This window comes from Candidatus Karelsulcia muelleri, from assembly GCF_002243425.1.
Lineage (GTDB): Bacteria > Bacteroidota > Bacteroidia > Flavobacteriales > Blattabacteriaceae > Karelsulcia > Karelsulcia muelleri_E.
The window spans coordinates 139,033-152,751 of record NZ_CP021172.1; the positions used below are offsets into that span (position 1 = coordinate 139,033).

Here is a 13,719-nt window from a genome sequence, read left to right on the forward strand (position 1 = left end):
TACAAAATAGCACCTGTTATATTTAATTCATGTCTTATAGGTAAGATTAAAATTGTTTTATAGCTTTACTCGCCATTGCGCTGCAAACTATAGCTGACCTATATTTTAATTCCATTAACAGGTTTTACTCCTACTTTAAATACTAAATTTGCGGTTTATTTTCCATTTTATATTATTTTAAATTTTAAAGCATTTCTAACTCTTTTTATTGTAATCTTTGCTATTTTACTAGCTTTTTCAGTTCCTTTATCTAAAATCGATTTTATTATTTTTTTATTTTTTATATAAAATTTATATTTTTTTCTCTCATATGAAAAACGGTTTATTATATATTTATATAATTCTATTTTTGCTTTTTTATATGTTTTTTTTAAAGAAAAAAAATCATTTTCATTAGCTAATAATTTATATATTATATATATAATGTTTAAATCATCATTATTTGATATATAATCACTAGTTGTATGTATACTCATTATTTGTTTTTTTATTTCTTTTTTAGAATAGAAAATATTAATTGTATTTTTTCTAGATTTACTCATTTTATATCCATCTATACCTGGTATAGACATTGAATCTTTTTTTATTTTTGCTTCTGGTATAATTAATATCTTTTTAATTAGATTATTAATTTTTTTTGCAATTTTTCTTGTTATTTCAATATGTTGTAATTGATCTTTACCAACATATACTTTATTTGAATCAAAAAGAAGTATGTCTGCTGCCATTAATATCGGATATGTAAACATTCCTGTATTATTCATTTTCTTTTTCTCTTTAAAAGAATGAGATAATTTAAGCCTTTGGCAAGAAAAAAAACAATTTAAATACCAGAAAAGTTCCGTTACTTGAGTAATATCAGATTGTCTATATAAAACAGCTTTATATATTTTTAAGCCACAAGCTAACCATGCAGATGCTATTTTATATGAATAATCTTTAATATTATTAATATTATAACTCTTTTTTAGTGAGGTCAGTGAATGTAAATCAGCTATTAAAATAAATACATTTTCTAGTGAATTATTCACTATTTCAATAATTGGAAACATTACTCCTAATACATTTCCTATATGTGGAATACCAGTACTTTGAATTCCTGTTAAGATTATAGACATTTTTTTATATAAAATTATATGATAAAAACTAGATTTTTTTCAATCCTTATTATAAGATATGTATTTTATCTTGCTATAGCTACTTATATTGAAAAAATAGATTCTACAGGTTTTAATTTTAAAAAATTGCCAATCTTAATTTTACATATATTTATTTTTTTAGTAGGAGTAAGATATATTGGATATAATGGAATCTTAGTGAGGGAGAAAAAATAAACCCATATATTTCCAGCTTAAAAAAAGCCAACATTTAGCAAACCCAAATCAAATCATTTAATTCTGTTAGAAATTTTTCATAAATTAAACCTCTATAATTAATTTATTTAAATATTCATCATTAATTATTACCTTGATCTAATCTAGATTTTTTACAAATAGAATGAAGTGATTTATACATCTTTAAAACCATTTGTGAGATAAAAATCTATATCATTTTCATAAATCTCATAAATCATTTTTTTATTAATTCAGAATTTATTAAAATCTATTTTCGGTTTATCTGCTTTTACTTCTTTTTTTATTTCAGGTGTTTTATTTTCTTTTTTATTATATGTTTTATTTTCTTTTTTATTATATGTTTTTTTATCTTTTCCTCCAGCAATTTTATTAAAATATGTTTCTCCAATTTTATTTTCATAAAGATTATTAATATCTGTTTTATTATCTTTTTCTCTATCAATTTTATTAACATTTTTTTCTTCCTCTGTTTCTTAGAAACTATTTTTAAAATCTGTTGTTTTATTTCCTTGATCTGGTTCTTGATATGGTTTTTCATATATTTTTTAAATTAGTAACTCTTTTATATTATTATATTTAATTTCCTTACAATATATGTTTGTATTAAAGAATAATACGCAAAATCTAAAATTTAAATCTCTTAAATCTAAAAATTAGAAATTTATTCATTTTTTTTATTTAATTAAATAAAATATATATAATATAAATAAATAATATATAATTGATGAAATTAAATTTTAATTCTATTAAAGATATAATTTATAATTATAAATTATTTCTTTCAAAGAAAATTTCCGTTAAAGGATGGGTCAAGTATTTTCGTTCTAATTGTTTTCTCATTATAAGTGATGGATCTACTATAAAAAATATACAAATTTATGTTGATAAACACAATTGTTTTTATTCATTTTTAAAAAAAATTAATATTGGAGTTTCATTAGAAGTAATAGGTGTTGTTGTTTTCAGTAAAGGTAAAAAACAAATTATAGAAATTTATGCTAATAAAATTAATATTTATGGAAGTTTTAATCCTGAAGATTTACAAAAAACTATTTTACAACCTAAAGAACATAGTTTTAAAAAATTAAGAGAACAAGCATATCTAAGATTTAGAACTACTATATTTAGTTCTATTATGAGAATACGTCATAATATTTCTTTTTCAATACATAAATTTTTTTATAAAAAAAAATTTTATTATATAAATACTCCTATTATTACAACTTATGATACTGAAGGAGCTGGAGACATGTTTAGAGTAACAAATTTAAAAAAAATTCCATTAAATAAAATTGGTAAAATAAATAATAATTTAGATTTTTTTGGGGCTTCTACATATTTAACTGTATCTGGACAATTACAAGGAGAAGCTGCAGCTTCAGGTTTAGGAAAAATTTATACATTTGGGCCTACTTTTCGTGCAGAAAAATCTAATACTTTCAGGCATTTATCTGAATTTTGGATGATAGAACCTGAAATGTCTTTTTATGAATTAAATAATATTATGTATTTAGCAGAAGAATTATTAAAATTTATAATTAAATATGTCATAAAACATTGTTATGAAGATTTATATTTTTTAGAAAAAAAAAAAAATATATTTAAAATATTGTATTCTATATTGGATTTTCCTTTTGAAAAAATAAGTTATACTAATGCTATTAAAATTCTTAAATTTAGTAAAAATGTAAAATTTATTTATCCAGTTATTTGGGGAGCGGATTTACAATCTGAACATGAAAAATTTTTATCTGAACATTATTTTAATAATCGTCCAATAATCATATTTAATTATCCATTAAAAATTAAACCATTTTATATGCGTTTAAATAATGATAATAAAACTGTAGCTGCTATGGATATAATATTTCCTTATATAGGAGAAATAATAGGGGGATCTCAAAGAGAAGAGAGATATAATGTTCTATTAAAACGTATGATTGAATCAAATTTAGATACTAAATCTCTTTGGTGGTATTTAAATATTAGACGTTTTGGGTCTGTTCCTCATAGTGGATTTGGATTAGGATTTGAAAGATTAATTCAATTTATTACAAATATTTCTAATATTAAAGATGTTATTCCTTTCCCTAGATATCAAAATCATGCATTATTCTGATTTCCTTTAAAAAAAGGAGAGATGGCTGAGAGGTTTAAAGCACATGCTTGGAAAGCATGTATATCTTGTATATAACAAGGGTTCGAATCCCTTTCTCTCCGCTTAAAAAATATTGTATATTTAGATTTAATGGTCTCATAGCTCAGTTGGTTAGAGCACCTGACTCATAATCAGGGTGTCGCTGGTTCAAATCCAGTTGAGACCACAAATAATTATTTAATTTATTAATTAATGGAAGCAATTTTTGAATTGTTAGGTTATCAATATAAAGCTTCTTTAAATTGGGATATTTATATTCCTTTATTAAAAGGATATAATAAAGGAAAAAATATTTTTCTAAAAAAAATTTTATTTATTAAAAATAATGGATTAATTATTAATGGATTACCTTATCTAAAGAGGGGGATAATAAAAGCTAAAATTCTAAAACATATTAGAGATAAAAAACAAATTTGTTTAAAATCAAAAAAACGAAAAGGTTTTAAATTAAAAAAAGGACATAGACAATATTTAACAAAAATAAAAATAATTTCTATTGAATTTTAAAAAAAAATATGGCTCATAAAAAAGGTGTAGGAAGTTCTAGAAATGGACGTGATTCTTTTAGTAAACGTTTAGGTGTAAAATTATTTGGAGGACAAATAGCTAAACCTGGAAGTATAATTATAAGGCAACGGGGAACTAAACACCATCCTAAAACAAATGTCTATATGGGAAAAGATCATACAATACATTCTTTAATATATGGTAAAATTTTGTTTAAGAAAACAAATAAAAAAAAATCTTTTATATCAGTAATTCCTATTTAACTAAAAAGCTGGGTCACTCTAAACTTTTATTATTTAATAATAAATAAAGCAAAACCCAGTTACCTTAGGGGCTGTATTGGAATTGACATCATGATTAATATATAAGTAAGCATATCGTGTATATGTAATGTAATCACGTATTAAAATTTCATTACAAATATATAAACGGCAAAAAAAATTACGCTCTTGCTGCTTGATACTATTTAAAATAAGAGTTTTTTGATTTTCTTACAGAAAAATAGGAAAGATTGAGGTTCTAAATCTTTCTAAGAAAGTTAGAAGAACTAGATTCTAAGTAATAGATTCTTATCTCTAAACTTAGAATTAATTTTAATTTGATAAGATAAATATGTAGAAAACTTATAATATTACCTGTTTGGACACGGGTTCGAATCCCGTCAGCTCCACAAAAAATTTAATTTTAAAAAAAATGAAATATGAAACTGTTTTAATAATAACCCCTGTTCTTTCTTCAGAAAAAATTAAATTAACTACACTTGAATACATAAATTATTTAATAATAAATAAAGCAAATTTAATGTTTGAAGAACATTGGGGGTTTAAAAAATTAGCATATCCTATAAAAAAAAAAAAATATGGCTGTTATAATATATTTTACTATTCAGCAAATCCTAAATTAATCTACAATTTAGATTTAAAATTAAAACGTGATGAAAAAATCATTAGGTTTTTAACTGTTAAAATAGAAAATGAGGCATTTTCATATTATAAATTTTCTAAAAAAGATGTGTTTTAAATAAACAATTATGAAAAATAAACTTAAAAAAAACACTAAAGTAGAGAAAATAAAAGGTAAACTACCTAAAGCACATAAAGTAGGAACTACTAAAGTTAAAGTAAAAAAAAAAATATATACACCTAAAATAGGTACGTTGCAATATATTGAAATGCCATCTCCAATAAAGATTGAATCTTATAAAGAGAAAAAAGTAAAAAATTTTTATGAACCTGAAATAAGGTATTTAACACCTCTTGAAATAGAAACAAAACCAGAAAACAAATATTGTTTTTTTAAAAAAAATAATATAAAATATATAGATTTTAAAAACCCATCATTTTTAATGAAATTTCTTAATGAAAGAGGAGAAATTCTTCCTAGAAGAATTACAGGAACTTCTAAAAAATTTCAAAAAAAGTTAAAAAGAGCAATAAAAAAATGTAAACATATAGGTTTATTACCATATTTAACAGATGGATTAAGATAATATGAATATAATTCTTAAGAAGAAGATTTTAAATTTAGGGAATAAATATGATCAAGTAAATGTTAAACCTGGTTATGCTAGAAATTTTCTATTCCCTAAAGGATATGCCATTTTTTCAAATAATTCAGTTATAAAAAAATTAACTTCATTAAAAAATGAAAAAAAAGAAATAATAAATAAAATCAAAAAAATCAAAAAACAATTTTTTTTTAAAAAAAATAATTGTCAATTATTGGGATCAATAACAAGTAAAAATATATCAAATTTTTTATCATCAAAATTTATTGAATTAGAAAAAAAATCTATTTTTCTAAAAAAGAAAAAAATAAAAGATTTAGGTATATTTAAATGTATTATTTTTTTTTCTAAATTTAAAAAAAGAATAAAATCAGTATTGAATTTTAAAATTTCTTCTAAATAAAAATGTCAAATTATATTTTTATAATATATTTTATCGAAAATTAGTTGTTTTTTAAAAAACAGTTTTTTGTTTTTATAATTTTTTTTATATAATTTTCTAAATTCAATAGAATTACTCTTATATAAGTTTTTATTTTTTTTTTTAAATTCCTTTTTCTCTTTCTTAAGAAGCTTCTTTAGAAGCTTCTTAAGAAGTTTATTTATATAAACCTTTATAAAAAAATTTTTATATATTATTTTTTTTAAAGATATAAAATATAATTCATTTTTTAAATATTCTATTATAGCAATAGATGTAGGTTTTGAGATTTTTTCAAATGTTTTAGATAGTTTAATTTTTCCTTTATTGGTAACAAATTCTTCAAATTTATCCTCTTCTTCTTCATCAGAATTTTCATCAACGAATAATTTAAATTTCATATTTAATAATAACTTTAAATAAATATCTAGATGATCTGAACGTTTTGACAGAATATTTATTACAGAATAAATACTTTTTCCGAAATTGGAAATTTTTTTTAAATCCAAACTAAAAGTATAAAAAAGTATTTTTTTATATTTTTTTAAATTCATTGTTATGAAATATTATTATATAATAAAGTAATTATAATATAATTCTTTCTTAAAAAAAGATTTTATATTATTAATTAAAGCTTTTTTATAATCTTTTTTTTTAAAAAGATACTCAGCCTGATTTATCCTGATAGATTTATCATAGTATGATTCATTATTATGAATTGTTTTTTTTTAAAAAAAAACATTTTATTAGCGCATAATTTTTTCTTTTATAAAAAAAATTATATATTCTCTTTTTAAGAGAGATCTTAATTTTATTTACATGATGATATTCTTTTTTCTTTATATGATGATTTATATCAATTCTCTTAAAATTATTATTCAGAATAGGTTTTTTCATAGGTTTTTTCTTCACTATCGGTTTTTTCATCGGTTTATTCTCTATAATAAGAGAATTATTCATAATAGATTTATGATTTCTTTCCCTATCTAAAGAATACATTTTAATCTTATTATTATAATTATTATAATAATTACAATATGATTTACCTGATAAAAAATCAGTTATATTAATAATTATTATTAATATAATATATTTAATTATATTTGTTTTCATTATATTGTGTTTTTATTGTGTTATATTGTGTTTTTAACATATTATTATATAATTTGTTTTCATTATATTTTAACATATTATTATATTCAATATATAATTTTTTTTCTAAAGTTTTACTACCTTTTAATAAAGGTAACCTAACATATTTATTACATAAGCCTTTTATTTTTAATAAAGTTTTAATTCCAGAAGGATTCCCTTCTTTAAAAACTAAATTTAAAATTTTAAAGATTTTATAATATAATTTATATGCTTTATTCACTTTCTTTTTAGAAGCAAATTTATAGATAAAATCTAATTCTTTTGGAAAAGCTTGTCCAATTACAGAGATTATTCCATCTCCCCCCCCTAGAACTATAGGTAATCCTATTGTATCATCTCCAGAAAAAACTAGAAAATCTTTTTTGATTTTATGTTTTATAAAATTATATGATTGGATAATATTACCTGAAGCTTCTTTTATTCCAATAATATTATCTCTGTTATTAATTAATCTATTAATAGTATCTAAATTAATATTAGTTCCAGTTCTATGTGGAACATTGTAAATTATAATTTTCATCTCTGTATTTTCAGATATAGTTTTAAAATGATTATAAATTCCTTCTTGAGAAGGTTTATTATAATAAGGACATACAGATAAAATAGCCTCAAAATTATCTAATTTAATTAGTTTTAAAGTTAATAAAACGTCTTCAGTATTATTACTCCCCATTCCCAATACAATTGGAATCCTATTTTGAGAAATATTTTTAACACAATTAATAATATCAATCTTTTCTTTTAACTTTAATGTAGGAGTTTCACCAGTAGTTCCTAATAATACTAAATATTGAACACCTTCATTTATGACATAGGAGACTATCTTTTCAAGAGAAATAAAATCTATTTCTCCTTTTTGATTAAAAGGAGTTACTAAAGCTATACCAATGCCATAAAGATTAATATTTTTCATTTTAAACTTGTTTAAAGGCTATTATACTATAATATAAATAATTTTTATTTAAAAAAAAAATAAATTTGATTTTGTATTTATTTGGTAATCGTAACAAAATGGTAACAAAATGGTAACAAAATCTAAAATAGATAAAATATCAATTAAATTAAAAGAAATCTATTATTATTTAAATATAGAACAAAAATCTCTATCGAGATTAGAAAAAGAATCACATAATTTTTGGAAAAAAATAAAAAAATCAAATACTTTAATGAAGTTTTTTTTTAAAAAAAAACAAATATTAAATTATTTTTATTCTATAAAAGTATTATTAAATGAATTAAAAATTTTATTAGAATTTTTTCCTTATGGAGAAGTAACAGAATTAGAAATAGATTTTATTTATAATAAAATAGAAAAATTTTTTTCAAAAATTGAATTTACAAAATTTTTCTTCGGAAAAGAAGATAATTTAAATGCTGTTTTACAAATTTCAGCAGGAGCTGGAGGAACAGAAAGTTGTGATTGGGCATCAATGTTATATAGAATGTATATTATGTGGGCAGAAAAACATAATTTTAAAATTAAAAAAATAAATAGTTTACAAGGAGACATAATTGGATTAAGATCTATTACTTTTATAGTAAAAGGATTATCTACTTTTGGATACTTAAAAGGAGAAAATGGAGTTCATAGATTAGTAAGAATCTCTCCATTTGATAATTCAAAAAGACATACATCATTTGCTTCTGTATATATATATCCATTAATTGATGATGATATCAACATCAAAATAAATACTTCAGATATTTCATGGAATACTTTTAGATCCAGAGGATCTGGAGGGCAAAATGTCAATAAAGTTGAATCTGGAGTTAGATTGCATCATCATCCTACTAATATAATTATTGAGAATTCTGAAACAAAATCACAATTTAATAATAAAATTAAAGCACTAAAATTACTTAAATCTCGTTTATTTTACATAGAAAAAAAAAGTAAAAACACAACTTGTAATAAGTTAAAAATAGAATGGAGTTCTCAAATAAGAAATTATATTATGCATCCTTATAAATTAGTTAAAGATTTAAGAACTGGATATGAGACATCAGATATAGAATCAGTATTGAATGGAGAAATAGATATTTTTTTAAAAAAAAATTTATTACTTAATAGATGAATATTGGATTAATAGGATATGGAAAGATGGGACAATCTATAGAAAGACAAGCTATATGTCGAGGACATAAAAAATTATTTATTACAAATAAAACCCCTTCTTATAAAGAATTAAAAAATTCTAATATAGAAATGATCATAGAATTTAGTTCTCCTAAATTTGCTGTTTCAAATCTAATTATTTGTATTGAAAATAATATACCTATAGTTAGTGGAACTACTGGTTGGGATAGTGATTTTTTTTTTATAAAAAACACATGTAAGAAATATAATGGGTCATTTATTTATTCTCCCAATTTTAGTATTGGAGTAAATATATTATTTTCTATTAATAAAAATATAGCTAAAATAATGTATAAATCTAATTTAGATTACAAAGTAAGTATAAAAGAAATACATCATAAAAAGAAATTAGATACTCCAAGTGGAACTGCTATTGCTTTAGCAAAAGATATAATTTTAGAAAATTATTGTGATAATTGGGGGTTAGTTTCTTTAAAAGAAAAGAAAAGATATATATATATATATTCCAAACGTATAAAAAATATAATAGGAATACATTCTGTATTATATGAATCAGATATTGATAGTATCGAAATAAAACATATTGCTAATAATAGAACAGGATTTGCGTTAGGTTCTGTAATAGCAGCTGAATGGTTATATAAGAAATTTGGATTCTTTTCTATGAAGGATGTAATTTAATTATATATTATAGGTACTTATAATTTAAAAACTGTAAGAAAACTTTTTGAAGCTGTTATTCCGATATATAATCTCATTATTTTAATGAAAATATTGGTCTATATTATTCCTATAATATTTTTTTCTATTATCTTCTATTATCTTTACTTCTATTATAAATATATATATAATACAACCTTTTATAATTATTATTTTTTTAAAAAAGATAGGAATAAGAAAAAAATATATTTTACCAAAAAATTTAAAATAATATTTATCCAGAAAACAAATGATGGAATCGTGATAATTATGGTCCTATTATTTAAATAGAAATATTTAATTACTAAATCTGAAAATAGTTCATTAAAAATAAGGTACAATATTTAAAAATTATTATTTTATGTTAGGAGATAATAATTCATTAGATTCGCGTTATTGGGGTCTTATACCATATGATCACATAGTAGTAAAACCATTATTTATATGGTTAAGTATTTTTTTTAAAAAAAATAATTATGAAATTAATTACTTATGTAAAAGAAGGAGAATCTCTAGATAGAGTATTAAAAAAATGTAAACAAAAATTTGATAAAGCTCGTATAATAAGAAAATTACGTGAACGTCAACAATATATAAAACCTTCTGAAAGAAAAAGAAAAATTTTAACAAAAGCTAAGTATAGAGAATTTTTAATTTCTAAAAATTCTTAAAGCTTTTCAGATGATTCAAATTTATGGTTTAGTAGGTAAAAATATTAGTTATTCTTTTTCTCAATTTTTTTTTTTAAAAAAATTTAATATAAAAAATATTAAAAATACTTTTTATACAATTTTTGATATTAAATTAATTAGATTAATAAATCTATTTATAGATATAAAAAAAAAAATTAAAGGATTAAATATTACTATACCATATAAAAAAAAAATAATTAATTATATTGATTTAATCAATATTAATTTAATTAAATTAGAATCCATTAATACTGTTAAAATTTTAAGTAAAATTACTATAGGTTATAATACAGATATATATGGATTTGAGAATTCATTTAAATTTAAACGTAAATCATATATTAATAATGCTTTATTATTAGGTAATGGAGGAGTATCACAATCTATTATTTTTGTTTTAAACAAACTAGGAATTAAATATATAGTGGCTTCAAGAAACCAATATACAAAATATTGTATATTTTATTCAGATATTTCTATTAATATAATTAATAATTATAACACAATTATTAATTGTACGCCATTAGGAACATATCCAAATCTTAATATTTGTCCTAATATACCTTATATGAAGATTTCAAATCAATATTATCTATATGATTTAGTTTATAATCCTAAAGAAACTTTATTTCTGAAAATAGGAAAAAAAAAAGGATCCATTATTAATAATGGAATTAATATGCTTTATTTACAAGCAAATATTTCTTGTAAAATATGGTATAAAATATTTTATTCATCAATTTATGAAAGAATATTACATATATAATATATTAATTCATATAACCCTTCTTTAGAAAAAGAAGATATGAATATATATTTTTCAAATTTTGGTAATTCTTTTATTATTTCATATTTTAATTCTTGATCTAAAAGATCAGATTTAGAAATTACTAACAAACGTTTTTTTTTTAAAATTTTTTTATCAAAAAAATTTAATTCATTTATAATTATATTATAATTTTTTTTATAATAAATAACTTCTGCAGAAATAATTAAAAAAATTATTTTATTACGTTGAATATGTTTAAGAAATTCAAATCCTAACCCTTTACCTTTTGAAGCACCTTTTATTATTCCAGGAATATCTGCTATTACAATTTTTTTAAAATTTTTATAATTAAGAACTCCAATATTAGGATTTAATGTAGTAAATGGATAATTATCGATTTTTGGTTTAGATGATGTAATCATAGATATTAAAGTGGATTTTCCGGAATTTGGTAATCCAATTAACCCGACATCAGCTAAAAGTTTTAATTCTAAAACAAAAATCAATTCTTTTCCAGATTCACCTTTTTCAGAAAAAAAAGGAGTTTTACATAAAGAATTTTTAAAATGACAATTTCCCTTTCCTCCTTTTCCTCCAAACAATAATATTTTTTCTTCATTATTATTTAGTATTTCAATAATTATATTATTATATATATCTTTAACAATACTACCTATTGGTACTTCTATTATAGAATCTTTTCCATTAGAACCAGTTATTCTATTTCTACCACCATTTTTACCATTTTCAGCTATAATATGTTTTTTATATTTTAAATGAGAAATTGTAAATAATTTATTATTTCCTCTAATTAGAAGATTTCCTCCTTTTCCTCCATCTCCTCCATCCGGACCAAATTTTTCTTTTCTAAAATGTATTATTCCAGCCCCACCATCACCACTTTTACAATAAAGTTTTATAAAATCTGTAAATTTATTTAACATGTTAAATATGAATACATTTATTATAAGCATTAGTTATTGCTTCAACAATAGATTCACTAATTGTAGGATGTGGATGAATACATTTAAAAAATTCAAATGACGTTGTTTCTAATTGACGAGCTACTCCAATTTCAGAAATTAGTTCTGTCACTCCAGAACCTATCATATGACATCCTAACAATTCTCCAGAATTATCATCAATAATAACTTTAATAAATCCATCTGTACTATCATTTAGTTTTGCTTTACCTAAAGCAGTAAATGGAAATTTACCTATTTTTAATTTATATCCTTTATTGATAGCTTCTTTTTCAGAAAAACCTAAATATGAAATTTCAGGATTAGAATAAATACACATAGGAACATTATTATAATCTAATGGGGGGGGGGTTAATCCAGTAATTTTTTCTACACAAATTATTCCTTCATAAGAAGCAACATGAGCTAAAGATATACTAGGGATTACATCTCCTATAGCATAATATCCTTTTACATTTGTTGAATAATATTTATCTACACAAATATGTTTAGTACTATTTAAAGTAATTCCTATTTCTTCTAACCCTAAATTTTCAGTATTTGGACAAATACCAATAGCAGAAATAATAATATCTACATATAGTATTTTATTAATATTTTTGTTAGTTTTTATAATAACTTTTGTGCATTTAATATAATCTAAATATTCAATACTTTTAATTATTGAAGATTTTAATATTATTATTCCATATTTTTTAAACGAATTTTCCAATTGTATAGAAATATCTATATCTGAAAATGGTAAAACATAAGGCCTTTTTTCTATTATAAATATTTTAGATCCTATACTATTATAAAAATAAGCAAATTCTAAACCAATAGCTCCAGATCCTATAATTAATATATTTTTAGGTATATATTTTAATAACATTGCTTCACGATAACCAATGATGGTTGATAATTTATTTTTTTTTACTGTATTCAAAATTTGATATTTAGCTCCTGTGGCAATAATTATATTTAAAGCATTATATTTTTTTTTATTCCCATATTTATCTATAACATAAACTATTTTGTTTTTACAAATTTTAGCTTCACCATATAAGATTTTTATCTTATTTTTTTTCATTAAAAATAAAACTCCTTTATTCATACTATCTGATAGATAACGACTACGTAAAATGATTTTTTTAAAATCTAATTTTAGATTATTAGTAATCATTCCATATTTTGAAGCTTTTTTAAAACTATTAAAAATAGTTGCACTTTTTAATAATGATTTTGTAGGTATACACCCCCAATTAAGACATACACCTCCAAGATTTTCTTTTTCTACAATAGCAATTTTTAATCCTAATTGTGCTGCACGTATTGCAGCTACATAACCTCCAGGACCACTTCCAATTATAATTAAGTCAAAATACATAAAGAATTA

Annotated in this window: 17 protein-coding genes, 2 tRNA genes and 1 other RNA gene; 14 read left to right on the forward strand and 6 right to left on the reverse strand. The window is 21.0% G+C overall.

Annotated elements, in window-relative coordinates:
• Positions 1-167: 167 nt before the first annotated feature.
• The gene (trpS, locus tag CA211_RS00685; RefSeq protein ID WP_094248559.1) at positions 168-1,118 is read right to left on the reverse strand and encodes a tryptophan--tRNA ligase; all 951 of its coding nucleotides are present in this window, start codon (positions 1,116-1,118) and stop codon (positions 168-170) included.
• 961 nt (positions 1,119-2,079) lie between these two features.
• Here trpS and asnS point away from each other — a divergent pair.
• The 9 genes from asnS to rplI all read left to right on the forward strand — a co-directional run bounded on the left by asnS (position 2,080) and on the right by rplI (position 5,930).
• Positions 2,080-3,474 carry an asparagine--tRNA ligase gene (gene asnS, locus CA211_RS00700; protein ID WP_094248561.1) on the forward strand — a complete coding sequence of 465 codons (1,395 nt, stop codon included), beginning with the start codon at positions 2,080-2,082 and terminating at the stop codon, positions 3,472-3,474.
• Positions 3,475-3,489: 15 nt separating this feature from the next.
• Positions 3,490-3,575 (forward strand) — tRNA-Ser (locus CA211_RS00705).
• A gap of 30 nt (positions 3,576-3,605) precedes the next feature.
• Positions 3,606-3,679: transfer RNA gene (locus CA211_RS00710), tRNA-Ile, on the forward strand.
• 26 nt (positions 3,680-3,705) lie between these two features.
• Positions 3,706-4,020, forward strand: coding sequence for a 50S ribosomal protein L21 (gene rplU, locus CA211_RS00715; protein WP_094248562.1), 315 nt, complete (start codon positions 3,706-3,708; stop codon positions 4,018-4,020).
• Positions 4,021-4,028: 8 nt separating this feature from the next.
• Complete coding sequence (gene rpmA, locus CA211_RS00720; protein WP_094248563.1) at positions 4,029-4,283, forward strand: 50S ribosomal protein L27; 255 nt, start codon at positions 4,029-4,031, stop codon at positions 4,281-4,283.
• A gap of 67 nt (positions 4,284-4,350) precedes the next feature.
• Positions 4,351-4,693, forward strand: a transfer-messenger RNA (tmRNA) gene (gene ssrA, locus CA211_RS00725).
• Positions 4,694-4,713: 20 nt separating this feature from the next.
• The gene (rpsF, locus tag CA211_RS00730; protein ID WP_094248649.1) at positions 4,714-5,040 is read left to right on the forward strand and encodes a 30S ribosomal protein S6; all 327 of its coding nucleotides are present in this window, start codon (positions 4,714-4,716) and stop codon (positions 5,038-5,040) included.
• Positions 5,041-5,050: 10 nt separating this feature from the next.
• The gene (gene rpsR / locus CA211_RS00735) at positions 5,051-5,509 is read left to right on the forward strand and encodes a 30S ribosomal protein S18 (RefSeq protein WP_094248564.1); all 459 of its coding nucleotides are present in this window, start codon (positions 5,051-5,053) and stop codon (positions 5,507-5,509) included.
• A gap of 1 nt (position 5,510) precedes the next feature.
• Complete coding sequence (gene rplI / locus CA211_RS00740; RefSeq protein WP_094248565.1) at positions 5,511-5,930, forward strand: 50S ribosomal protein L9; 420 nt, start codon at positions 5,511-5,513, stop codon at positions 5,928-5,930.
• Positions 5,931-5,935: 5 nt separating this feature from the next.
• Here rplI and CA211_RS00745 read toward each other — a convergent pair whose 3' ends face one another.
• From CA211_RS00745 to dapA, 3 genes are all read right to left on the reverse strand, one after another.
• Positions 5,936-6,502: a hypothetical protein gene (locus tag CA211_RS00745; RefSeq protein ID WP_094248566.1), complete on the reverse strand. Its 567-nt coding sequence runs from the start codon at positions 6,500-6,502 to the stop codon at positions 5,936-5,938.
• 157 nt (positions 6,503-6,659) lie between these two features.
• On the reverse strand, positions 6,660-7,061 hold the full coding sequence (locus tag CA211_RS00750) for a hypothetical protein (RefSeq protein WP_094248567.1): 402 nt from the start codon (positions 7,059-7,061) through the stop codon (positions 6,660-6,662).
• Complete coding sequence (dapA, locus tag CA211_RS00755; RefSeq protein ID WP_237985478.1) at positions 7,042-8,016, reverse strand: 4-hydroxy-tetrahydrodipicolinate synthase; 975 nt, start codon at positions 8,014-8,016, stop codon at positions 7,042-7,044. Before dapA ends, CA211_RS00750 begins: the two co-directional genes overlap by 20 nt.
• 109 nt (positions 8,017-8,125) lie before the next feature.
• On the opposite strand from dapA, the gene prfB reads away from it, so the two are divergent.
• The 5 genes from prfB (at position 8,126) to CA211_RS00775 (ending at position 11,358) form a co-directional block, all read left to right on the forward strand.
• Complete coding sequence (gene prfB, locus CA211_RS00760; RefSeq protein WP_094248568.1) at positions 8,126-9,178, forward strand: peptide chain release factor 2; 1,053 nt, start codon at positions 8,126-8,128, stop codon at positions 9,176-9,178.
• Positions 9,175-9,882, forward strand: coding sequence for a 4-hydroxy-tetrahydrodipicolinate reductase (dapB, locus tag CA211_RS00765; protein ID WP_094248569.1), 708 nt, complete (start codon positions 9,175-9,177; stop codon positions 9,880-9,882). Before prfB ends, dapB begins: the two co-directional genes overlap by 4 nt.
• 379 nt (positions 9,883-10,261) lie before the next feature.
• On the forward strand, positions 10,262-10,420 hold the full coding sequence (locus CA211_RS01235; protein ID WP_237985479.1) for a S26 family signal peptidase: 159 nt from the start codon (positions 10,262-10,264) through the stop codon (positions 10,418-10,420).
• Positions 10,377-10,571, forward strand: a complete 195-nt coding sequence (gene rpsU, locus CA211_RS00770) for a 30S ribosomal protein S21 (protein ID WP_094248570.1) — start codon at positions 10,377-10,379, stop codon at positions 10,569-10,571. The genes CA211_RS01235 and rpsU overlap by 44 nt, the downstream gene beginning before the upstream one ends.
• Before the next feature lie 10 nt (positions 10,572-10,581).
• Complete coding sequence (locus CA211_RS00775) at positions 10,582-11,358, forward strand: shikimate dehydrogenase family protein (protein ID WP_094248571.1); 777 nt, start codon at positions 10,582-10,584, stop codon at positions 11,356-11,358.
• Here CA211_RS00775 and obgE read toward each other — a convergent pair.
• Complete coding sequence (gene obgE, locus CA211_RS00780; protein ID WP_094248650.1) at positions 11,334-12,305, reverse strand: GTPase ObgE; 972 nt, start codon at positions 12,303-12,305, stop codon at positions 11,334-11,336. The two genes, CA211_RS00775 and obgE, sit on opposite strands and share 25 nt — an antisense overlap.
• 1 nt (position 12,306) lies before the next feature.
• A complete protein-coding gene (lpdA, locus tag CA211_RS00785; RefSeq protein WP_094248572.1) occupies positions 12,307-13,710 on the reverse strand; it encodes a dihydrolipoyl dehydrogenase in 1,404 nt (467 codons plus the stop codon).
• Positions 13,711-13,719 lie beyond the last annotated feature (9 nt).